Annotated in this window: 22 protein-coding genes, 8 tRNA genes and 2 pseudogenes; 5 read left to right on the plus strand and 27 right to left on the minus strand. The window is 59.0% G+C overall.

Annotated features, from left to right (window positions below; translation table 11 throughout):
* Window positions 1-640: 640 nt before the first annotated feature.
* The 3 genes and pseudogenes from ACRQ5J_RS19780 to earP all read right to left on the minus strand — a co-directional run.
* A pseudogene (locus ACRQ5J_RS19780) lies at window positions 641-2,194 on the minus strand (amidase); the annotation flags it as partial.
* 140 nt (window positions 2,195-2,334) lie between these two features.
* Entirely contained in the window at window positions 2,335-2,910 is a 576-nt protein-coding gene (locus ACRQ5J_RS19785) for an elongation factor P (protein WP_432379122.1), read from the minus strand.
* Between the two features lie 124 nt (window positions 2,911-3,034).
* Window positions 3,035-4,163 (minus strand): annotated as a pseudogene (gene earP, locus ACRQ5J_RS19790) (elongation factor P maturation arginine rhamnosyltransferase EarP).
* Window positions 4,164-4,210: 47 nt separating this feature from the next.
* Between earP and ACRQ5J_RS19795 the strand changes: the two are divergent.
* Together ACRQ5J_RS19795 and ACRQ5J_RS19800 are read left to right on the plus strand one after the other, a co-directional pair.
* Complete coding sequence (locus ACRQ5J_RS19795) at window positions 4,211-5,287, plus strand: hypothetical protein (protein ID WP_432379124.1); 1,077 nt, start codon at window positions 4,211-4,213, stop codon at window positions 5,285-5,287.
* Between the two features lie 71 nt (window positions 5,288-5,358).
* Window positions 5,359-5,628 (plus strand): hypothetical protein, encoded by a 270-nt coding sequence (locus tag ACRQ5J_RS19800; protein WP_432379126.1) that lies wholly within the window; start codon window positions 5,359-5,361, stop codon window positions 5,626-5,628.
* Here the strand turns inward: ACRQ5J_RS19800 and ACRQ5J_RS19805 are convergent.
* Window positions 5,593-6,402 carry a hypothetical protein gene (locus tag ACRQ5J_RS19805; protein WP_432379128.1) on the minus strand — a complete coding sequence of 270 codons (810 nt, stop codon included), beginning with the start codon at window positions 6,400-6,402 and terminating at the stop codon, window positions 5,593-5,595. The genes ACRQ5J_RS19800 and ACRQ5J_RS19805 overlap by 36 nt on opposite strands.
* 146 nt (window positions 6,403-6,548) lie before the next feature.
* On the opposite strand from ACRQ5J_RS19805, the gene ACRQ5J_RS19810 reads away from it, so the two are divergent.
* The gene (locus ACRQ5J_RS19810) at window positions 6,549-7,583 is read left to right on the plus strand and encodes a S8 family serine peptidase (RefSeq protein ID WP_432379130.1); all 1,035 of its coding nucleotides are present in this window, start codon (window positions 6,549-6,551) and stop codon (window positions 7,581-7,583) included.
* A gap of 45 nt (window positions 7,584-7,628) precedes the next feature.
* On the opposite strand, the gene ACRQ5J_RS19815 is transcribed toward ACRQ5J_RS19810, so the two are convergent.
* From ACRQ5J_RS19815 to ACRQ5J_RS19875, 13 genes are all read right to left on the minus strand, one after another.
* Window positions 7,629-7,704, minus strand: a tRNA-Glu gene (locus tag ACRQ5J_RS19815).
* Window positions 7,705-7,740: 36 nt separating this feature from the next.
* A tRNA-Glu gene (locus ACRQ5J_RS19820) sits at window positions 7,741-7,816 on the minus strand.
* Between the two features lie 100 nt (window positions 7,817-7,916).
* Complete coding sequence (locus tag ACRQ5J_RS19825; protein ID WP_432379132.1) at window positions 7,917-8,831, minus strand: alpha/beta fold hydrolase; 915 nt, start codon at window positions 8,829-8,831, stop codon at window positions 7,917-7,919.
* A 91-nt stretch (window positions 8,832-8,922) separates the two neighbouring features.
* Window positions 8,923-9,900 carry an IS481 family transposase gene (locus ACRQ5J_RS19830; protein ID WP_432379134.1) on the minus strand — a complete coding sequence of 326 codons (978 nt, stop codon included), beginning with the start codon at window positions 9,898-9,900 and terminating at the stop codon, window positions 8,923-8,925.
* A 536-nt stretch (window positions 9,901-10,436) separates the two neighbouring features.
* A protein-coding gene (locus tag ACRQ5J_RS19835) for an IS3 family transposase (RefSeq protein ID WP_432379136.1) occupies window positions 10,437-11,524 on the minus strand; the annotation gives its coding sequence in 2 pieces (ribosomal slippage) (window positions 10,437-11,263 and window positions 11,263-11,524; 1,089 coding nt in all).
* Window positions 11,521-11,835, minus strand: a complete 315-nt coding sequence (locus tag ACRQ5J_RS19840) for a hypothetical protein (RefSeq protein WP_432379138.1) — start codon at window positions 11,833-11,835, stop codon at window positions 11,521-11,523. Before ACRQ5J_RS19840 ends, ACRQ5J_RS19835 begins: the two co-directional genes overlap by 4 nt.
* 128 nt (window positions 11,836-11,963) lie before the next feature.
* A complete protein-coding gene (locus ACRQ5J_RS19845) occupies window positions 11,964-12,449 on the minus strand; it encodes a hypothetical protein (RefSeq protein ID WP_432379139.1) in 486 nt (161 codons plus the stop codon).
* Between the two features lie 69 nt (window positions 12,450-12,518).
* Window positions 12,519-12,866 carry a hypothetical protein gene (locus tag ACRQ5J_RS19850; protein WP_432379141.1) on the minus strand — a complete coding sequence of 116 codons (348 nt, stop codon included), beginning with the start codon at window positions 12,864-12,866 and terminating at the stop codon, window positions 12,519-12,521.
* Entirely contained in the window at window positions 12,851-13,507 is a 657-nt protein-coding gene (locus tag ACRQ5J_RS19855; RefSeq protein WP_432379142.1) for a hypothetical protein, read from the minus strand. Before ACRQ5J_RS19855 ends, ACRQ5J_RS19850 begins: the two co-directional genes overlap by 16 nt.
* 89 nt (window positions 13,508-13,596) lie before the next feature.
* The gene (locus tag ACRQ5J_RS19860; RefSeq protein WP_432379143.1) at window positions 13,597-14,127 is read right to left on the minus strand and encodes a DUF6985 domain-containing protein; all 531 of its coding nucleotides are present in this window, start codon (window positions 14,125-14,127) and stop codon (window positions 13,597-13,599) included.
* Between the two features lie 71 nt (window positions 14,128-14,198).
* The gene (locus ACRQ5J_RS19865) at window positions 14,199-14,495 is read right to left on the minus strand and encodes a hypothetical protein (protein WP_432379145.1); all 297 of its coding nucleotides are present in this window, start codon (window positions 14,493-14,495) and stop codon (window positions 14,199-14,201) included.
* A gap of 70 nt (window positions 14,496-14,565) precedes the next feature.
* A complete protein-coding gene (locus ACRQ5J_RS19870) occupies window positions 14,566-14,916 on the minus strand; it encodes a hypothetical protein (protein WP_432379147.1) in 351 nt (116 codons plus the stop codon).
* A gap of 250 nt (window positions 14,917-15,166) precedes the next feature.
* Window positions 15,167-15,484 carry a hypothetical protein gene (locus ACRQ5J_RS19875; RefSeq protein WP_432379149.1) on the minus strand — a complete coding sequence of 106 codons (318 nt, stop codon included), beginning with the start codon at window positions 15,482-15,484 and terminating at the stop codon, window positions 15,167-15,169.
* A gap of 221 nt (window positions 15,485-15,705) precedes the next feature.
* Here ACRQ5J_RS19875 and ACRQ5J_RS19880 point away from each other — a divergent pair, with 221 nt between their 5' ends.
* Both ACRQ5J_RS19880 and ACRQ5J_RS19885 read left to right on the plus strand, forming a co-directional pair.
* The gene (locus tag ACRQ5J_RS19880; protein ID WP_432379151.1) at window positions 15,706-16,239 is read left to right on the plus strand and encodes a DUF1993 domain-containing protein; all 534 of its coding nucleotides are present in this window, start codon (window positions 15,706-15,708) and stop codon (window positions 16,237-16,239) included.
* 2 nt (window positions 16,240-16,241) lie between these two features.
* A complete protein-coding gene (locus ACRQ5J_RS19885; protein WP_432379153.1) occupies window positions 16,242-16,985 on the plus strand; it encodes a LuxR family transcriptional regulator in 744 nt (247 codons plus the stop codon).
* 165 nt (window positions 16,986-17,150) lie between these two features.
* Here the strand turns inward: ACRQ5J_RS19885 and ACRQ5J_RS19890 are convergent, their stop codons facing one another.
* The 10 genes from ACRQ5J_RS19890 to gltX all read right to left on the minus strand — a co-directional run bounded on the left by ACRQ5J_RS19890 (window position 17,151) and on the right by gltX (window position 21,381).
* Window positions 17,151-17,540 (minus strand): DUF3224 domain-containing protein, encoded by a 390-nt coding sequence (locus tag ACRQ5J_RS19890; RefSeq protein ID WP_432383695.1) that lies wholly within the window; start codon window positions 17,538-17,540, stop codon window positions 17,151-17,153.
* A gap of 608 nt (window positions 17,541-18,148) precedes the next feature.
* Window positions 18,149-18,358: a hypothetical protein gene (locus ACRQ5J_RS19895; protein WP_432379155.1), complete on the minus strand. Its 210-nt coding sequence runs from the start codon at window positions 18,356-18,358 to the stop codon at window positions 18,149-18,151.
* A 270-nt stretch (window positions 18,359-18,628) separates the two neighbouring features.
* Window positions 18,629-19,234, minus strand: a complete 606-nt coding sequence (locus tag ACRQ5J_RS19900; protein WP_432379156.1) for a hypothetical protein — start codon at window positions 19,232-19,234, stop codon at window positions 18,629-18,631.
* A gap of 8 nt (window positions 19,235-19,242) precedes the next feature.
* A tRNA-Glu gene (locus tag ACRQ5J_RS19905) sits at window positions 19,243-19,318 on the minus strand.
* A gap of 33 nt (window positions 19,319-19,351) precedes the next feature.
* Window positions 19,352-19,427, minus strand: a tRNA-Ala gene (locus ACRQ5J_RS19910).
* Window positions 19,428-19,473: 46 nt separating this feature from the next.
* A tRNA-Glu gene (locus ACRQ5J_RS19915) sits at window positions 19,474-19,549 on the minus strand.
* Window positions 19,550-19,585: 36 nt separating this feature from the next.
* A tRNA-Ala gene (locus ACRQ5J_RS19920) sits at window positions 19,586-19,661 on the minus strand.
* Window positions 19,662-19,702: 41 nt separating this feature from the next.
* Window positions 19,703-19,778 (minus strand) — tRNA-Glu (locus ACRQ5J_RS19925).
* 32 nt (window positions 19,779-19,810) lie between these two features.
* A tRNA-Ala gene (locus tag ACRQ5J_RS19930) sits at window positions 19,811-19,886 on the minus strand.
* 85 nt (window positions 19,887-19,971) lie between these two features.
* The gene (gene gltX / locus ACRQ5J_RS19935; RefSeq protein WP_432379158.1) at window positions 19,972-21,381 is read right to left on the minus strand and encodes a glutamate--tRNA ligase; all 1,410 of its coding nucleotides are present in this window, start codon (window positions 21,379-21,381) and stop codon (window positions 19,972-19,974) included.
* Between the last annotated feature and the right edge of the window lie 21 nt (window positions 21,382-21,402).

The following is a 21,402-nucleotide window of genomic DNA, read 5'->3' on the forward strand; positions in this document are numbered from 1 at the left end:
GCGACTGTGCGACGTGGCCAACGCGCTGCAATCGGAGCTGGGTTTGCCGGCGCCGGCGGTCAGCGTGTCCGGCGGCGACAGCTACTGTTTGTGGCTATCGCTGGCGACGCCGATTTCGCTCGATCAGGCGCGCCAGTTCCTCGCGCTGCTGCATCAGGCTTACTTCGAAGATGAGCAGATCGATTTCGGCCGCACCATGGTCGAATTGCCGCCTTGCCTGCACGTGGCCACCGGCCTGTGGGCCGCGTTCATCAATCCGAGCATGGGCGGCGCGCTGGCCGAGGATCTGGGCCTGGAAATGCCGCCGAACGAGATGGCGCAAGCGGCCTTCCTGGAAAAGCTCGACTGCATCAGCGACGAGCAGTTCGCCCACGCGCTGGCCACGCTGCGCCGACAGCATGAGGCCAGGCCGCAAGCCGCGCCAGCCAGCGCGCGCAGCCCCACCACGCCTGCCACGCCTGCCACGCCTGCCACGCCAGCCACGCCCGCGTCTCCGCCAACGCCCGGCAGCGCCGATGGCCCGCTGCTGAAGGACGCCACGCTGGAAGACATCGTCAGGCACCTGCATGCGATGGGCATCGAACCCACCTTCCGCCACGTATTGAAAAACTAGCGCGCCGCCAGCGAGCACGCTGGCCGGGAACTGCGGCGCGCGCCGGTGCAGCGTCGCCTGTTCATACGAGTAGGCCATGCGGATCAAGGCCGCCTCGCTGTAGGCCGCACCGACGAAGGACAAGCCCACCGGCAGCCCGTGCACATGCCCCGCCGGCACGGTAATGTGCGGATAGCCCGCCACTGCCGCCGGCGACGAGAAACCGCCGACATAATGGTCGCCGTTGATGAAGTCCGTCAGCCACGCCGGGCCACCGGTCGGCGCCACCAGCGCATCCAGACGATGTTCCTGCATCACCTTGTCGATGCCTTCGGCGCGCGCATAGCGGTGGTTGTTGGCCAGCGCCTCCTTGTAGGCCGGCGATTCCAGCCCGTCCTTGGCCTGCGCGCGTTCCAGGTACTCCTGGCCGAAGTACGGCATCTCCTGCTGGCGATGCTTCTCGTTGAAGGCGATCAGCTCCGCCATGTTGGACACGGGGGCGTTCGGCGCATACTCTTTCAGGTAGGCCGCCAGGTCGTTCTTGAATTCATACAGCAGCACCTCGGTCTCGCTGTCGCTGTACTTGCCGACATTAGGCACTTCAGTCTCCACCAGCACCGCCCCCTGCGCCTTCAGGTCCAGCAATGCCTTTTCGATCACCGCGTCCAGCTCCGCGTGCTGGCCAAAGAAGTTGCGCGCCACGCCGATGCGCGCGCCTTTCAGGCCGCCCTTCTCCAGCGCCGCGCGGTAGTCTCCGGCCTTGCCGGCGCTCTCCCGCGTGACCGGATCCTTCGGGTCCACACCGGTCATCGCCGCCAGCATCAGCGCCGCATCGGCCACGCTGCGCGCCATCGGTCCGGCCGTGTCCTGCGAGTGTGCGATGGGGATGATGCCGCTGCGGCTGACCAATCCGAGCGTCGGCTTGATGCCCACCAGGCCACAGATCGACGCCGGCGAGACGATGGAACCATCGGTTTCGGTGCCCACCGCCAGCGTCGCCAGGCCAGCCGCGATGGCCGCGCCGGAGCCGGAGCTCGAACCGCTGCAATTGCGGTCCAGCGAATAGGGATTGAGCGTCAGGCCGCCGCGCGCGCTCCAGCCGCTGACCGAATGGGTCGAGCGCATATTGGCCCACTCGCTCAGATTGGTCTTGCCGATGATGACCGCGCCGGCGGCGCGCAGCTGTGCCGTGACATGTGCGTCACGCGCGGCGCGCACGCCGGCCAGCGCCAGCGAGCCGGCGGTGGTGCTCATGCGGTCGGCGGTGGCGATATTGTCTTTCAACAGAACCGGAATGCCGTGCAGCGGGCCGCGCACGCGCTTGAGGTTGCGCTCGCGGTCCATGTCCAGCGCGATCTTCAGCGCTTCCGGATTGATTTCGATGATGGCGTTGAGGCGCGGCCCGGCCTTGTCGATGGTCTTGATGCGCGCCAGGTACTGCGAGGTCAGCTTGTGCGAGGTCAGCTTGCCCGCCGCCATCATCTGCTGCTGCTCGAAGACGCCGGCGTCGAGGATGCCGCCGGCGCCGACCGGCCTGGCAAACACGCTCCCCGTGGCCGCCCCGGCCACCAGCCCGATTTTTACGAAATCCCTGCGATCCATGCCGTCCCCGTGAGTTTCACCAATGCGCCGCATTTGTTGCGCTACATTAATATATCAGGAGGTTGCCACTTCCACCACAAAAATTGATAAAAAAAGCACGCCGGCTTGCGCGGGCGTGCTTCTGGCAACAAAGACTGTGCTTAGTTACGCACGACTTTCTTGAATTCGTTGGTGCGGGTGTCGATTTCGACGATGTCGTCTTGCGACACGAACAGTGGCACCTGGATCGAGAACTGTTTCGATTCGATCGCGTTTTCGATCTTGGCTTCCTTGGTCACGTTGCCCGAGGTGTTGCCTTTAACCGCTGGCTCCGAGTAGATGATCTGACGCTGGATGGTGGTTGGCAGTTCAACCGAGATCGCTTTGCCGTCGTAGAACACGGCTTCGCATTCCATGCCGTCTTTCAGGTAGTTCAGCGCGTCGCCCAGGTTTTCTTCTTCGATTTCGTACTGTTCGTAGTCAGCGTCCATGAACACGTACAGCGGGTCGGCGAAGTACGAGTAGGTTACTGGCTTCTTGTCCAGCACCACAACGTCGAATTTGTCGTCGCCGCGGAACACGCTTTCGAAAGGCGCGTTGGTCAGCAGGTTCTTCATTTTCCACTTGTAGGTGAAGCCGGTGCGGCTCGAACCGTTGACGTCGGAGCGCAGCACGATGAATGGCTTAGCGTCAACCATGATGATGTTGCCAACGCGAATTTCTTTTGCAGGTTTCATAGTGATTCTACTTAATAAGGTGGTTGCGTAAAGATCATCGTTGCCTCGCCGGCCTACGCTTGATCGGGTAAAAAATGCGTTATAGAGATTAACCCGGCATTGTACCTTGTTTTTCTTCTAGCGCCTATCTCAGCGTGGCCGCAAACGCCAGCAGATTGCTGGCCAAATCGCCATGCGACAGCATCTGCCGCTGCCACTCGGCGGCGCCCGCCGCGGCCTGCGCCGCCTCCCCTTGCAGCCCGGCCCACAAGGCCGTCCAGTCGTCTTCGGCACCGCCGCCGGACGCGGCGCCGTTCCAGCGCAGCGCAAAGGCGGCCAGTTGCGGCAGCGCGCCGGCGTAGCGTTGCAGGAAGGCGCGCAGCTTCTTGTGGTGCAGGTTCTCGTCCTGCGGGTAGATGTGCCAGATGAACGGCTTGCCGGCCCATTGCGCGCGCACGAAGGAGTCCTCGCCGCGCACGAAGTTCAGGTCGCAGGCCCAGAGCAGCTTGTCGTAGTCCGGCTGCGGCACGAACGGCAGCACGCGCAGCGCTCAGCGCACCGTGCGTGGCGACCGCGCCTGCGTGGCCATCGCCGCCGGTAAAGGCGCGCACGGCGTCCGCCGCCACGCCCTCCGGCACCAGGCATGTAAGCGGCCGGCCGCCCTGCCGCCAGGCGTCGAACAGCGCCGACACCGGCGCGTGCGGATAGCAGAACAGCGATACCTTGGTCGACGCCAGCTCGGCCGGCGTCAGCCCCAGCCCGCGCAGGAACGGCGCCGGCGCGAACTGCAAACGCTGCTGCTCCAGCGCGGCCTCGCGCAGCAGCCCGCCGGTCTGGCCGGTAAAGCCGGGAAAGAAGAAATGCTTCATCAGCCCCTGGCGCTGCGGCGACGGCAGGCGGTGGCAGCCCTCCACCCACTCCTCCGCCGTCAGCCCCTCCAGGTTGAACCACACCGGACGCGGCTGGCGCTGCGCCATGGCGTCGATGTAGCCCGGCGGGATGTCAACGGCGAAGAATTCCACCACGATGTCGGCCACGTCGGCCGGCGCATAAACGCCGTCCTGGTCGCGCCAGTGGCGCACGGCGACGCCCTGCACCTGCTGGCGCGCGGCCGCCACGTCCACCTCCGGGCAGATGCGCTGGAAGCTGGCCAGATCGTCGACGTACAGCGTCACCGCCACGCCGTGCTCGTGCACCAGCTGTCTGGCGAGACGCCAGCAAATACCGATATCGCCATAGTTGTCGACGACGCGGCAGAACAGGTCCAGTTTCATAGGCATGCGGGCAAAAAAATCGAGGCTGGATGATACCTGATTAAGGCATGGCGGCCACCAAGAATATCAAAACTTCAATCCGCGCTGTCAGTCCAATCCTACCAGCGCGGCGCCTCTACCGGCTGGATTCACCAAACACAAGGAGATGTCATGAACGAATATCAACAATATTACGGACAACCATTCGCACCACAACAATTCGGAGAACTGGCGCCGCAAGGCTTCTTCGGCGGGCTGCTCGGCGCTCCGCTGGGGGCCTGATCGGACGCGGCATCGGCGGCCTGTTCGGCAACGCCAACCTGGGCCGCCAGATCGGCCAGGCCGCAGGCGGCATCGGCGGCGGCCTGCTGCCGTTCGGCGCGGACCCGGTCGCCGCCGCCTATGCGCAACAGGCGCAGCAACAGCAACTGCTGCAACAGGCGCAGCTGGGCCAACTTGGCCAACTGGCGCCGCAGGGCTGGTTCGGCAACATCATCAAGAGCGTGGCGCGGCCGCTCGGCGGCGCCGTCGGCGGCATCTTCGGTAACGCCGGCCTGGGCAACACCATCGGCGGCATCGCCGGCCAGCTGGGCGGCATGCTGCCGTTCGCCGCCGACCCGGTGGCGCAGGCCTACGCGCAGCAGGAAGCACTGGCGCAGCAGCAAGGCCTGGCGCCGCAAGGCTGGCTGGGCGACATCATGCGCAAATACCGCCCTTACACGGGCATCATCAGCCCCACCTTCCCATCGTCGCCGAACCTGATGCCATTTGGCGCCGATCCGATGCAACAAGGGCAGCTGCAACAACTACAGCAACTACAGCAACTACAGCAACTACAGCAACTGCAACAGCTGCAGCAGATGCAGCAGATGCAGCAGTTCCAGGACCAGGGCCTGGCGCCGCAAGGATGGTTCGGCAACATCCTCAAAAGCGTGGCGCGGCCGATCGGCAGCGCCGTCGGCGGCATCTTCGGTAACGCCGGCCTGGGCAACACCATCGGCGGCATCGCCGGCCACCTGGGCGGCATGCTGCCCTTCGACGCCGACCCGGTGAGCGCGGCCTACGCGCAGCAACAGGCACAGCTGGCGCAACTGGTGGCGCAGCAAGGCAACAGCGCCCTCTACGGCGGGCAAACCCTGCACTGACACCCAGCCGTGCACGACCACCCCGCCGCGGCGCTGGCCGTCGCGGGGCGCTGCACCTGAAGGAGAACCGTATGCCTGACAAGTCCCGCTTCCTGGTCCACGCCGCGCTCGGTGCGCCGCTCAACGACTTCCTGACGGTGGCCGCCACCGATACGGACATCAAGGTGATCGACATCATCGGCCCGCGCGACCGTCCGCACACGGCGGTGGTGGAACTCAGCCCCGACAAGGCGCAACAGCTCGAACAGCACTTCCGCCTGACCGGCACGCCCTCGCACCAATTGACGATAGAACCGGACCGGCCGCTATCCATGTTCAGCGGCCCGTTCGCCCCCTTTTGAAAGGAACATCATGCCCAAGAATCCCAATGGCGGCGGCAGCACACCGCCAGACCTCAGCACGTCCATCGGCGACGGCGACACCGCTGCCCCCGCTGACAGCGGCAATCCCGTTGCCAGCCGCCGCGGCGGCGGCGCCAGCAGCGGCGCCAGCGCCGGCGAAGCACCCGCCAGCGAAGCGGCCGGCGGCAGCAGCGATCCCGCGCCGCACAGCAACGGCCGCGCCGACAGCACCGGCCGTAACATCGCCGCCCGCAAGAAGCAATTCGTCATCGCACCGCGCCAGCCGTCGGAAGGCCTGCAGACGCTCGGACTGCAGCCGCTGCGGTTCGACGCGCTGGAGCAGGCTCTACGCAACAGCAACGACATCGAAGTGATCGACAAGCTCGGCCCCAAATCCGTGCTGGGCGCGCTGGCCGACGGCCTCGGCGGCAACCAGGGCGTGCTGGTGGCGCGCATGACCGAACAGAAAGCGGCCACGCTGCACCAGCAAGGCCAGGGACGCCTGCTGGTCGAGCGCGACCAGCCGCTGAACATGATGGAACCGCTGCTGCGCCTGCCGACGATGGTCACCGGCGTCACGCCGACCGAGGGCGGCGGGCCGGTGCTGAACGCCGTCATCAGGGTGGTCGGCAAGGATGGCGCGCCACAGGCCAGCGCGGAAGTATCGCTGTTTGGCAGCATGCTGCCGGCCAGCGGCACCACCGACGCCAACGGCCAGGTCACGCTCTCGCTGTTTGGCGAAACGCCCGACACCGTGCGCGGCCTGTACGTCAAGCCCAAGTCCGACTACTGGAGCTTCTACCAGCGCGACCCCGACATCAGCAGCAACGAAGCCAACGTGGTGGTGCTGCGCGCGCTGGCCGATTGGCCGGCGCTGGCCGGCTTCCCCGGCAGCGCTGCTACGGCTGGGGACAAAAGCGATGCGGCTGGACCAGTTGCCCGGCACCTATCGCGGCCAGGGCGTGCGCATCGCCATCATCGATTCCGGCGCCGCCACCACGCACGACAATCTGCACGGCATCCGCGCTGGCTTCGACGTCATCAACAAGAAAACCAATCCCGACGGCTGGGACCAGGACGCGCTGGGCCACGGCTCGCATTGCGCCGGCGTGATCGCGGCGGCCGATATCGCCTCCGGCATTCGCGGCTTCGCGCCCGACGCGGAAGTCCACGCCTGCAAACTCTTCCCCGGCGGCCAGGTAAGCCAGTTGATCGACGCGCTCGAATACTGCATCGACAAGCAGATCGACGTGGTCAATTTGTCGCTCGGCGGCGCCGCCGTATCGGAGGCGTTGGAACAGCAGATCATCCGCGCCCGGCGGGCCGGCATCGCCTGCATCGTCGCGGCCGGCAACTCGGGCGGCGCGGTGCAATACCCTGCCTCATCGCCCAACGTGCTGGCGGTGGCAGCCATCGGCAAGCTCGACGAATTCCCGGCCGACAGCTACCATGCGCAAACGCTGGACGCCAACGTCGACGCCTACGGCTACTTCACGGCCAAGTTCAGCTGCTTCGGGCCGCAGGTGGCGGTATGCGCACCGGGCGTGGCCATCACCTCTTGCGTGCCGCCCAATAACTTCGCCGCCTGGGACGGCACCTCGATGGCAACACCGCACGTCACCGGGCTGGCTGCGCTATGCCTGGCGCATCATCCGGACTTCCAGACGCAGCAGTACAGGACACGCGGGGCGGAACGGGTCGAACGACTGTTCCAGATCATCCGCGCCAGCGCGCGCCGCGTCAGCCTGGGCGACCAGAGCCGCACCGGCTACGGCATGCCGGACACGCTGCTGGCAGTGGGGCTGCAGCCGCAGGCCGCCATGCCGCCGATGCAGCCACAGTCCATGGGGATGCCGCTGATGATGCAGGCGCAGGCGCCGGGCTACGATCCGTTCGCGCTGGGCATGCTGCCCTACTACCGGCCGCCGCTGCCCTACGCGCCACTGGCGTGGTAAGCGTGGAAATGCAAAAAGCCGCACGAGGCGGCTTTTCGCATGATTTGGCGTCCCCACGGGGATTCGAACCCCGGTACTCACCGTGAAAGGGTGATGTCCTAGGCCTCTAGACGATGGGGACAGAAACTGTCCGTAGTGGCCACTTGGAAATATCTTTTGGCGTCCCCACGGGGATTCGAACCCCGGTACTCACCGTGAAAGGGTGATGTCCTAGGCCTCTAGACGATGGGGACATTTCCAAGGCGCGTATTATGGCAGCGTCATTCTCCGAACGCAATAGCAAACCCTTGTTTTTGCTGAAAAATCACAGCAAGATTGGCAGGTCTGCCACATTCACCGCGTCGCCTCGAGAATTACGCGCTGAAACCGCACCGGCTCTTCAAGATGAATCTGATGTCCGGAGTGCTCGAACACAAACAGCGCCTTCGCCGGCGCGGCCAGCTTGTCGAAGTAAGCCGTGGTCACCTGCGTGGAAGTCTGGATATCATTGCGCCCGACGAGGAAATACACCGGGCATGCCACCGACGGCAAACTTGTCGCCAGATCGATCCGCATCACCTCGTTCCACAGCGGTGACCAGGCCTTGAACCATTGCATGAAGTAGCTCTTGAACTCGCTGGTCATCACGAACTGCTTGCCCTCTTTAAAGAACAGCCACTTCCGCAGATAGAACATATCCTCATCGGACTCCAGCGGAACGCGCACCCGGTTCAGTTCCGCGATGGCGTCAGCGTTGTCGTGGAAATGGGCTTTCAGCGTCACCAGCAAGGCCTTCTCGCTCGCCAGCTGGCTCACGACCGGATTGACGGCGAAATACGCGTGCAGCAATTCCGGATGGGTCCTGACGATATGAAAACCCAGGACATTGCCCCAAGAGCTGCCGAGCAAATAAATTTTGTCTTGCCGCAGCTCTTTCCTTACGAACTCGATCACCTGATAGGTATCGCTCAGCATCAGCTCAAGCGAGGGCTGGACCGGGGACGGGTTCAGCTTCAGCGTCTGGCCGGCATCGCGCTGATCCCACTGCACCAAGGTAAACCTGCCCTTCAGTTGATCGGTAAAGGCATCCGCGTTCTTCATCATCGAACTGCCCGGCCCGCCGGAGAGGAACAGCAACACTGGCTTGGCCGGATCATCCGTGCTGATCTCCACCACCTGCTTTATCCCACCGATTTCAGGCGTCAACGTATAAGCCCGGCAAAACGGTGCCAACAACGTCAACAACACAGCGAGTATCACTTTTCTCATCAAGCCCCCCGATCGAATAGCGGAAAAAATAACACGGTGCCAAGCGTGTCCCAGCTGCGCTACCCCAAACTCGAAATGCACATAACAGAGCCTAGCTGTCCAGTCCCGTCTGTTCATAAACCCGTTTTACAAATAGGTCGGGTTTCTGTTGCTGCCATAGTTTAAGAGCCTGAATCGGTGTTTTTGAACCGATGGCGCGCTGGGGAATGTGATGGTTGTACAGCTGGAGGTAATTTCTCAGCGTCGTCTCCAGCTCGGCCTGGCTGTCGAAGCGGGTTTGCTGAAGAAGCTCGTTGATACGGCCATTGAAGCGCTCGACCATGCCGTTGGTTTGTGGATGACGAGGTGGCGCCAGGCGGTGTTCAATATCCATGCCGGCGCAGACCTTATCGAACACATGCCGGCCGCTGGGTTTCTTGGCCTTGGTCGTGAAGCGGTCCGTAAACTGCGAGCCGTTGTCGGTCAGGATCTTGGCGATTTTGATTGGTGAGGCCTCCTTCAACCGCCGTAGAAAATCGATGCTGCTGGTGTCGCTCATGTCGTGATAGATGTGCAGGAAGACCCAGCGCGTGGCGCGGTCGATAGCCACGAACAAATAGCGGCGCGAAGTTTCATCGGGCATCTGCGGCAGGTACTTGATGTCGATGTGAACGAAGCCTGGTTCGTAGTCCTTGAAGGTCTTCTTGGACGAGATCGTTTCTCCCTCGGCCTTGGGAATGACGTCCTCCAGACGCGCCATGCCTTCGCGTTTGAGCAGGCGGGCGATGCCCGAGCGCGAGGCGTCGGCGTTGATGTACTGCTTGGTGATGTAGACCAGATCGTCGAGCGGCAAGTACAACGTTTGGCGCAGCGATAGCACAATGGCCTCCTGCGCTTCGCTCAAGGTCGTATGCAGGGTATGGGCACGATGGGAGCGGTCTTGAACATCGTCACGCTTAAGCCATTTGGCTGCCGTGGATCGCGTGACGTTGAAGACCTTCGCCGCCTGCCGGTCTGACAGCCCTGAGTCCTTGATCTCCTGGCGGATTTTGGGAGTGGTACGGGCTTGTGGATGAATGCGCATAGTCATGCTCTCGATGTCTCCAGTGCGATCTTGCGGGGGCGCGATGATCGCGGCGACAGGTCTGCGATCAGTTCCTCCAGTATGGTCTTGGCGCGAAACAAAGGCCAGCTACGACGAGGGATATGATCGCACGGAACTAAACACTTAGCGGCCGCTTCCGCCCCATCTCGGACCTTCGACACATTCTCTCGCTGGCTAAGAACCGATTAGTGAATCAGCTTTTCGTAAAGCTAGGCTAAATCACTTTCTAGTAACGTCTAAAGAAGCAATCAAATCGGCAGCTTGTTTTAAGTTCGCAGGGGCATTCTCAATCTGGCTTTGCTGAAGTGAAACCTGAACGTCAACATCACGATATGAGAAGAACAAATGACAAATTTCTGTTTCGTGACAAATAATTGTTCCAACAGAATATGTCGAATCGGCGCGAGTAGGCTTTCGTCGGAAGTACCAGATATCTCTCTCACATAAATCTGAGCATCTATACCAACCGAAGGATGTGACTTGGTAATCCCCCCATTTTTAGAGCGCGCCAAAAGTAGGGGTTAAGCGGCCAAAGCAAGCTTCTGTTTCGGTGTGATGCCGCCAAGTGCCATGTTGGGCCGGTCGTGATTGTAAGTCCACAACCAGCGGGTTGCAAAATCCTGAATCTCATCGAGCGTGTCGAACAGGTGATGAGCCAGCCAATCGTAGCGCACTGTGCGGTTATAGCGCTCGACGTAGGCGTTTTGCTGCGGCTGTCCGGGCTGAATGAAGTCAATGCGGATGCCGCGCTTAGCGGCCCATGCCAAGGTTACAGCGCTGATGTACTCAGGGCCGTTATCGCAACGAATGACCAGTGGCTTACCTCGCCATTCGATGATCCTGTCGAGCGATCGGATGACCCGTTCCGAGGGCAGCGAGAAGTCGACCTCGATACCGAGTCCTTCGCGGTTGTAGTCGTCGATTACATTGAACAAACGGATACTGCGGCCATCGGACAGTTGGTCATGCATGAAATCCATCGACCAAGTCTGGTTGATCTGTGTGGGCACGGCCAACGGCAGCGGTTTTTCGCGCACCAGGCGATGGCGCGGCTTGATCCGCAGGTTCAGTTCCAACTCGCGGTAAATCCGGTAGACCCGTTTGTGGTTCCAGCCGAACGACTTCACGTTGCGCAGGTACAGAAAGCACAGACCGAAGCCCCAGTTACGCTGATTGCTTGTCAGTCGCACCAGCCAGTCGGCGATGACTTCGTTCTCCGCATTTAGCTTGGCTTCGTAGCGGTAGCAAGTTTGGCTGATGCCAAAGGCCAGGCACGCGACCTTGATGCTCAATCGGCCTGCGGCCACGTAGTGCTGCGCCATCTCACGTCGACGAGATGGCTTCACCACTTTTTTGCCAGTGCCTCCGCGACGATCTCGGCCTTCAGGCGCTCCTCGGCATACATCTTTTTCAGGCGACGGTTTTCGTCTTCCAGCTCTTTCATGCGGGCCATGAGCGAGGCATCCATGCCGCCGAACTTGGAACGCCACTTGTAGAACGTGGCGTTGCTGATGCCGTGCTCGCGGCACAACTCAGGGACTGGCGATCCGCCCTCGGCTTGCTTGAGGATGGCGATGATCTGGCTATCGGTAAAACGGGACGTCTTCATGCAGAACTTTCAAAAATCTGAGTTTGGAAAATTCTACTTTTAAACGCGATCATTTGCTGGGGGATTACCACTTGAAGCACAGCGCCTACCGCTCCCTCGGCAATGGCTGCGTCAAATGGCGGCGGAAATCCATTCGCTCGTCGCTCTGCGCTCGATTGCAAGTAAATTCCCCATTTTCCATAATAAGGACCGTTGGGAAATTCTAAAAAAGCGCCTTGTGTACTATCGAGTGCGCTGCTAGTAGCTCGCAGCGAAGACGCGCTGATTATCGCTGGATTTGGAACTCGAAAGGTTACACTGGCGATTTTCAAGTCCACATTTCTCTGTGACCAAAGGTGCGAGAGAGTACACCCTAATACCAATAAAAGAAAACCATACCAACTCTGCTCTTACTCATTGCCCTTCTTTCGCTCAGACGTCAGCTATTGGCCGGATGCCGTCATGTGCCGCTATCCAACCGCGCCGGTTTCCATTCCTTCAGCAGGTGCAATGCGCGTCGCTCTGCGGGCCAGATGTAAAGTGAATACAGGTCATCGGCGGGCTCCCACTCCGTTTGAATTGTACGAGCTCCGCTGACCAAGTAAATGAATCGATAAGAGCCTGGCGCTACCTCCAATCGGGACGCATCCGGAAAGAAATCTGTGCAGCCCATCACGGCGATTTTCCCCGTCGGAAATGCAAACGAGCCTTCTACTGCGTGGTCGAATTCTTTCAATTTAATTTCAGGAGGTCCATTAACAACATGGACTGCAACCGCGACATCGACATTTCTGAGCGTTCCCAGGGAAAGCGCGGTCTCGCCAACTGCTACCATCGCGGCAGCTGCGTCATCATTCCAAAGCGCACCGAAATCGTCTTTTGAATTCTCATCTTGGATGATGAACTGAAAATAATCCGCAAAAATAGTAAATCGATGTAATGCCACGTTTCCCTCTTCTTGGTTCGGCACTTGACCTAAGGTCGACTGACTGCTTCTGGCCGAACTCAGCCAAGGCTATCTTAAGTGAGTATTCAGTCCCGACCTAAGAAGTTTTTCCGCATATTTTCTAGCAGTATCTTCGTCAGCAAGGTGGCAAACGTTATTTCGGGATAACGCGCTTTTCCATGAAAATTCTGGCTCCGCAAATGCACGTTCTAGCTGCAAATGTAGCTCTTTCCATATCGTAGTACCGTGTCCTACTTCCTGCCGCAAACAGTCCAGCGCCTCTTGCTCGTTATGCCCAATCTCGGCTGAAAAGTAGTTGGCGAGGATGTAATCTATATGCTCGAACATAACAAAGAAGAAAATTGCGAAGGGCCGCTTCTGGCCGGCAGCGGCGTCTTCCACTATAGCGGTTTCCATGATTCAACGAAGGTATTTAGATCAAGCGGCCGGTCGTGTGGCTGACCAACCTTGAAAAGACCCGCATGAGCAATGTCTTGAATCGCAGCAGTAAAACCGGAACCCAGCTTGAATCCCCATGGGCGCTCGATTGTTGCAGTTAGTCGAGCGTCGACCATTGCCGCTACTGACCGGACTACCTCATCCACTATTCGTAGTGTTGATGGCGACAAATCTTTAGCTACCGCCATGAGTATTCGAGGACTAAATTGCACCGGAGCCTGCCTGGTAATGTATGCCTCGTTACTTACGGCAACAAAGAAATCTGGAGGACTACCGTCGCGCGCACAAGCAGGCAGTGAAGGAGCAGCAGCCTCAACAAAAAGGAAACCCCAGTCTTTTGATGATTCCGTCGTTAAAGGAGAAGAATGAGTCCACTTCGCCGCACTCTCGGGCGTCCAGCCAAGTCGTCCAAATTTGATCTCCTTCCTTGTTGCTATTCCAAATTGCCCACAGCGCACGAGGGGCTTATCACGACATGCAGCAAATACGGGGTCCAGTTCAGCAGCAAACGATTGCCACCTATGCCATTCCCAGAGAGGTTCGGAAGCAGCGTCACCCAGTATTACGTAAGCTTGATAAGGTCGCTCGTAGTTAAACATGAAGGTCTACAGTATGAAAGATCACAAAAGGCGGGACAAAAATTTGAATCAATGATTCAACGCCAATGGCCGTTTCTGGCCGCTATCGGTCAAGCTATAGCTCGATAGATTACATTTTCAAGGCCCGCGTCGGCATAGGCATCAGAATTCGTGACGTGACCATCATACGGGCCGACTTTGCACACGTTTACCCCGTCCTTGAATACCAACTGAAGACCGTGCTCGGGTTCCCAGTCGCAGTTGCATTCAATGGAAACATACATGCCCATGTCGCCATACCCCCGACGAGAGATTATCGGTTGGTCTCCAAGCTGAATGTGTTTCCAAACATCGTTAGAGGACTCGATAGACAAGAATTCCGAATCAGAAGAACTCCAAAATTTATTCATATCCTTGTAGTACTGAAAGATAAATTCCTCAGCCGCGCTGAGCACAGCCGGTCCAGCAGTCAAGAATGCTGCAATCGTTGAATGGTAATCTTCCTTATTCGCATCCTCGTCGTAGCCTTCGATAATGATGCTGCACTCTTTACCCATGAACATTTTCAATGGAAGCGGGTGACTATAGTGCCAACCAAAGCGCTCATCTTTTTCTACTTCACCAAGTCCTGGAATGTTCATTTGAATTTTCTATTTTTTTATACTAAACGGTGGGGTCTGCTTCTGGCCGAACGCAGCCATCTATTGCATCATCAAATAAAAATTTCTTCACTCGGACTGCCTTGTTCGAGCGCACCGAAAACAAACGTGACCTTCGCTCCCTTCATAAACGGCAAAGCGCAAAGGTCTTGCCGAATGAACGCAAAAAGCTCCTTTGAAGAATGACCGGCAAAGACCCCTTCAGCATCACCGCCATCAATGGCCATGTCATCACCGAGGTACTCTCCTATTCCGCGCTCAGCCATCGCAATACGACACTTAGAGATGAACTCGCAGTACGGAATGACGTCGCGAATTCCGTGCCTAAAGTCGATAACAAGATGCTCCACTTCTAACCCTTCTTATGTTGGTGAGCGACCGGTATTGGCCGATGGCGGCAAGACATTGCCGTCTTATGCTCTATCCTTCATTATAAAAAACGAAGACGCGAGAACTGCCTTCTTTCACTCGCACACCGTCCACCACACGCTCTTCATTCGACGGGAGAAATTCCTTGACTCCGCCCTTGCCGTCAACCATCCCTCCATTTCCATACACAGCTTCATGCAGCAGAGATCTAGCAAAATCGTACATGGCTCGTCGCGTGGAAAAATTTAAGCATACATCGTTGTTGCCCACATCTACGGAAGCAGAGAGGAAATGATGTTTGCCGCCCACTACTTCGGACGAACCAAGTTCATCGCCACTTGGGGTGACCGTTACCGTATCGGGAAGATGGTTCTTTGAATTCATTTCTTTATTTGACTTCACTCAGGACTCGTTTTTTGAGCGGCGGCTTCTGGCCGTTATCGGCCAAGCATGTGAGCCAAAGGTTATAGGATACCAGCTTGCTGAAATGAAAATATCACACATTCCCACGTGGCAAGGGTGCCTCCATTAAGAAACGCATGTTAGAGATCCAAACAATGGAGGTCGGTCATGGATGGTCGCCGACGCAACTTGGCTTTTTAACTTGTACATCGTCAGCAAATTGCGTGGGTGCTGCCTAGTCCAACTGCGGCTACAAGACGTCTGCCACGGCAATCGCGCCAGTCATCGGCCGGACTCCAGACGGCAAGCACGGCGGACTGCGGCCGCCGCTTCCGGCCCGCCCTGCCACAGGCATGGCCGCGTCGACGGCTGTCTTCGCGTCCCCTGCGTAGGGCGGATAGCGGAGGTGGTGGTTCGAAAGGGCCTCAAGATGATGCCGCGCGATGAACCCGGTCTGAGCGAGGTTCGCCAGCACCGGCACGGCCACCATCCAGGCGGCGGCGTACCCTGCTACCATGACCACGAAGCTGAGACGCCGCCGCTTGCCGGCGACTGGATGGGTGTGCATGCTGGCTCCTCCGGTTGGGTTGATTCGAGAACCATTCTGCGGCGCTGCCTGCTGCATGTGAAGCTGTCAGATGTCCCTGTTAGATATGGCAGGGAGCGCTGTGTCAGATCTGACAGGTGAGCAGGCCGAGGCACTTCGCTATAGTAGCGGGGGCGTCGCAGAAAAACGCGGTGACGTGCCGCCATCAACATGCTAACCGTGCCGGAACAGGAGTAGACAACGTGGTCGTGCCAACCAAAATTTTCTTGCATTACCTGAGCAGGATGCGCGCAGTGCTCGACCGTGTACGCGCGGTCGATCAAGCGATCGGCAGCGAGCGGCTCTATCCGGATATGTTCCCGCTGCTGCAGCAGGCGAAAACGGCGATCGGATTCACACTGCGCACCGTCTGCCCGCTGGCCGGCCGGGAGATCGTCTCCTTCAGCGACGACGTCGACAGCTTTGAAAGCGTTCTGGCCGAGCTGGACTCGACCTGCGCTTATCTGGCGGCCATTCCCGACGATGCGTTCGGCCGGATTGGCGCGCAGTCCGTCTCGACGGCGGCAGGCTTTGCCGATCTGAACCTGGACGGGTGGGAGTACTACCAGATGTACGCCATGCCGAATTTCTTCTTCCATTATGCGATGGTGTATGCGATCGCCCGCCATGCCGGGGTGCCGATCGGGAAAGCCGACTTCGACGGCTATCATCGATACCCGCTCGGCTTCGTCTTCACCGACGAGTGCGACCCGGCCGATCTGGACAACCTGCAGTAGCGATGGACTATTCCCACCTCCGCGCATTCCGCGATGCCTTGTCGAAGGCGCCTCACCTGACGGATTTGAAATCGATCTGCAGGGACTTCTGTAGCGCGACAGGCATGCCGCACTATATGTTCGCCGTCTGCGAGGCGGTGTCGCTGACCGCGCCGCGCCTGATCACCGTGACGAATTTTCCCACGGAGTGGGTCGACCATTATCTGCAGCGCCGGACATCGTCGGTCGATCCGATCCTCCAGTACAGCTTTTCCAATACCGCGCCGCTCCTCTGGAGCGAATTGGAACATCTGCCCGCAGCCCAAGGCGGCGCCGGCGAGGGAAAAGCCTTCATCGAGCGCGGCAAGGCGCATGGTCTGCACCGCGGCTTGACGGTGCCGCTCAGCCCTCCGAGCGGGCAGACCGCCTTCTTCAGCCTGGCCAGTTCTGACCTGACGCTGGACGACGACCGGCTCGGCAATCTGCTGCCGGCCGCCGGCATCTTCAGCAACTACCTTTTCGACGCTTACATCCGCATCGACAAGATCGACAACCCTAAGGTCAACCAGTTGACCGAGCGCGAACTGGAGTGCGTGTTCTGGGCGTGCGAGGGCAAGACTGCTTGGGAAATGGCCCAAATTGTCGGCGTGGCGGAACGCACCATCAATTTTCACCTGACTTCGGTGATCAAAAAACTCGGCGCCTCGAACCGCCAGCATGCCGTGGCCAAGGCTGTCATGTACGGCCTGGTCAAACCGCGCGCATAGCGCCGCGTGGGCGGAACGCACCAAAGGCAATCAAACCTGGTGCAAATGGGGAGCTTAGTTTTCGTAGATTCACTGAGCAATTTCCTTTAGCTCGAACGTCGCCTTCTGGCCACATCCCGCGATCTGTCATTTGCGACGATTCAGCCTGAGCCCTCGAAATCTCATTCAAGGCAGGAAGTAGTCGAAGCGATAATAGTGCTTTCCGCTCGTGATCTCTATCGTCATAGCGCCGGTGAGGCCCATCAGTTCGCCCGTTGCGGAATCTGGTACCACCGTCAAAACAAGCGACGCTGCGCCGCGATTCATCGTACCGCTGTGTTGCAACACGAAACTGCCTTTGCGCCCGTTGAGACTGCCTTCCACGCGCTCCATCGCCACGTAGCCTGCAGACCCGGACACCTCGGTGCGAATTGCCAGCATCTCACCCAAGCTGTGCGCCACAAGATCCCCATCGAATTGTTTGTCAATAGTCATCCGGCCCAGACCAGTGGATTCGAGGCCCGGCGCGGGCGGCTGTGGTGTCAATTTCACGTCGAACTGTCCTGAAGCCTGCATGGTCTTCTCCTTGGTTCCGGCGTTGGCCTCCGCGTGACCTATAAATGCCAACAGAGCGAAGATTCCTGCCAGTCGTTTGATGATCATCGTAACGTCCTTTGCATAAGATACGCGAACACGGTATGCCGCTGCGTCTCATTATGATTGCGAACCATTGTTGTTAGGCGCGGAGTCGATTGAGCTAATGTCCGCATGTGGCCGGAAGCGCCTACTTTGCGTTGCGTGCTCCTGATTGAATCGACAAGCGCATCTGTTCATTTAGCTGAAGGAATTCACGCACAAGCTCATCGCAGACATCCTTGCTTGCTTTGCATTTCACGTCTATGTTGACGAACACGGTGCTGTCTTTCGCTACAATGGCTCGTTTAACCACAGACGGATACAAGGCATGTTTTTCGGGGGCAAACTACCGCCTAGTTTTAAACGTAAAGCTGATAGAGCTTCAGCAGGTGAGCTGTATTCGATATTTGAACGCTCAACCTCAGGCAAAGGTTCTGCGCGAGCATTCACGCAGGCACAAAGTACGACCAGTAAAGACAAAAAGTTTTTCAATATCCTTATTCCTTTCACAGCTCTTGCGAACGACGGCTCCTGGCCGAATCGTGTCATCAGCGATGAGGGTCGAGCTCCGGATAATGTTTCAAAATAGGCCTGAAAAGGTGCTCATCGCATGCCGCCATCATCGGCCCCATGTGTCGGTCCAGACTCAGGCGGTCAGCCTCAGGGCTCACTTCCTGAATTTTATGAATTATCACATTCAACTGAGCTGTGAGCTTCAGCACTTCCTGCATTAACTCTATCGCAATCTGCTTTTCCATAGATAAGCCTTCGTATTTATCATTTCCTTGTTGGGCGTCTCCTGAATAGATTCGCTTGGGCCGCTTGCGATATTACATTTGTCCCAGCACAAAAGTCTCGATGGCGCCGTTGTACGTCGAGTTTTCTCGCAATGCGTTGAAAGAAATCTTCAACTTTCCGCAGATTCACTTTCGATGTGCCGACTTGGGAAAGCAGACCAGCGTAATACTCTGGCCCAATGTAGACCCATTTCACTTTGCCGCCGCACTTTACTGCAATTTTCAGCTGAATCACTTCTGATTTGCCTGGTTAAACGCGCTATTGAGCGCGGCGGTGGTGTAGGCCGTCATGATCTGCGTGGACTGGCGCTGCATTTCCGCGCCGATGAGCGCTTGCTTGTCGGCGAGCTTTTTAATGTGGGGAGAATTTCGCCCCTGTAACGTCAGCGACCTCAATTCCTCAGCGCTGAAATGCCGGGCGTAGATATGCGCCAGGTTGGCATTCCATTGCGGCTGAAACTGCGGAGCGTGGTAGTCCAGTTGTTGCGATAGCAGCGCTCGCGCCTCCGCCACGCCACGCCTGGCCGAGATGATGGCAAAAGTCTGGGTTCTCAGCGCGACTTCGACAGCAATCGCCCGCAAGTTGGCGCCCAATTGCCGGCGCTGCACGAATTCCACTGCGGCGGATTCAGCTGTGGCGCTCCACGCCGCCGGCGTCAGGCAGGAAAGCACGACAATCAAAAGCACCAGCCGAGACAGGACGCGCATGCCACCACCATTGTTTAACAATCGGCAACAGCATAGCATCTTGCCGAAGCGAAAAATGCGCGGATTATCACGAGGGGGCTGCAGGAGGCGCAGAAAACAAAAAAGCCGCATCATGGCGGCTTGATTCATTTACGCTTTGGCGTCCCCACGGGGATTCGAACCCCGGTACTCACCGTGAAAGGGTGATGTCCTAGGCCTCTAGACGATGGGGACCAAGGAACTTCTCGATATTGCCTTCTACGCTGTTGGTGGAGGTAAGCGGGATCGAACCGCTGACCTCTTGCATGCCATGCAAGCGCTCTCCCAGCTGAGCTATACCCCCCGGGCGCAGAAAACATTTACTACTAACCGACTAGCTTTGGCGAAGCTGGCGTCCCCACGGGGATTCGAACCCCGGTACTCACCGTGAAAGGGTGATGTCCTAGGCCTCTAGACGATGGGGACCTCGGAACTACCTTAACTACAACATCTCCTGTGCGGTGGTGGAGGTAAGCGGGATCGAACCGCTGACCTCTTGCATGCCATGCAAGCGCTCTCCCAGCTGAGCTATACCCCCTCTGGCACAGAAAATTTACTACCTACCAGCCTTGGCGAAGCTGGCGTCCCCACGGGGATTCGAACCCCGGTACTCACCGTGAAAGGGTGATGTCCTAGGCCTCTAGACGATGGGGACCTTGGCACTACCGTACTACAACCTCTGCAAACTGGTGGAGGTAAGCGGGATCGAACCGCTGACCTCTTGCATGCCATGCAAGCGCTCTCCCAGCTGAGCTATACCCCCGTTTGCGCGAGAGACAAGAGTATAGCAGAGGCGCCGTATTATGCAAATACCCTTTTGCAACTTTGCCCCTGCTTCAATGAATAATTTAAAGGAACTTCGCCAGACGCGCCACAACGGTGTCGCGGCCGAAGATTTCCAGCACGGCGTCGATCGCCGGCGTTTGCAGCTGGCCGGTGATAAACAAGCGCAGCGGCATGGCGATCTGCGGCATCTTCAAGCCATGCGCGGCCAGCACTTCTTTAATCATGGCCGCCAGCGCCGCCTTGTTCCACTCGACCGTTTTGCAGCGCTCGGCGAAATCGGCCAGCGCCGGTTTGACGGCGTCCGTGACGTGCTGGGTCAACAGCGCGACGTCGGGCTGCGGCTCGCGGTAGAACAGCATGGCGGCGTCGGCCAGTTCGTTGACGGTGTTGGTACGCTCTTTCAGCAGGCCCAGCACCACGGCCAGCGATGGCGCGCCGTCGAACACGGCGCCGTTGGCCAGCATGCGCGGCTTGGCCAGCTCGGCCAGGCGCTCGTTGTCGGCCTGCTTTATATAGTGGTTGTTCAGCCAGTTCAGTTTTTCGATGTTGAACTGCGCGGCCGAGTTCGACAGGTGCGAGCCGTCGAACCACTGGCACACCTGCTCCATCGAGAACACTTCGTCGTCGCCGTGGCTCCAGCCCAGGCGCGCCAGGTAGTTCAGGATGGCTTCCGGCAGATAGCCTTCGGCCGGGTATTGCATGACGTTGACCGCGTCCTTGCGCTTGGACATCTTGGCGCCGTCCGAACCGAGGATCATCGGCAGGTGGCCGTACTCCGGCAGCGGCGCGCCGATGGCGCGCAGGATGTTGATCTGGCGTGGCGTGTTGTTGACGTGGTCGTCGCCGCGCAGCACGTGGCTGATTTCCATGTCCAGGTCGTCGATGGCGACGCAGAAGTTGTAGGTCGGCGTGCCGTCCGGGCGGGCGATGACCAGGTCGTCCAGTTCTTTATTGCCGATGGTGATGGTGCCTTTGACGAAGTCGTTCCAGGTGACGTCGCCATCGAGCGGGTTCTTGAAGCGGACCACCGGCTTGCGGCCTTCCGGTATCGCCGGCAGCACCTTGCCCGGTTCCGGACGCCAGGTGCCGTCGTAGCGTGGCTTCAGGCCGGCGGCAGTGGCGCGGTCACGCATCGCCTGTACTTCTTCCGGCGACGAGTAGCAGTGGTAGGCGGTGCCAGCTTCCAGCATCTGCGCCACCACTTCGCGGTAGCGGTCCATGCGCTGCATCTGGTAGAACGGGCCTTCGTCGTGATTCAGGCCCAGCCAGGCCATGCCCTCGATAATCGCCTGCACGGCTTCCGGGGTCGAGCGCTCCAGGTCGGTGTCTTCGATGCGCAGCACGAAGGTGCCGCCGAAGTGACGGGCGAAGGCCCAGGAATACAGCGCCGTGCGGGCGCCGCCGAGGTGGAGGTAACCGGTCGGGCTGGGAGCGAAACGGGTGCGGACTGGCTTGGCTGGTGCGTTGGTCATCGTAATGAAAGCTAAGATGTA

This window comes from Duganella sp. P38 (genome assembly GCF_050859475.1).
In the GTDB taxonomy this organism is placed as follows: domain Bacteria; phylum Pseudomonadota; class Gammaproteobacteria; order Burkholderiales; family Burkholderiaceae_D; genus Rugamonas.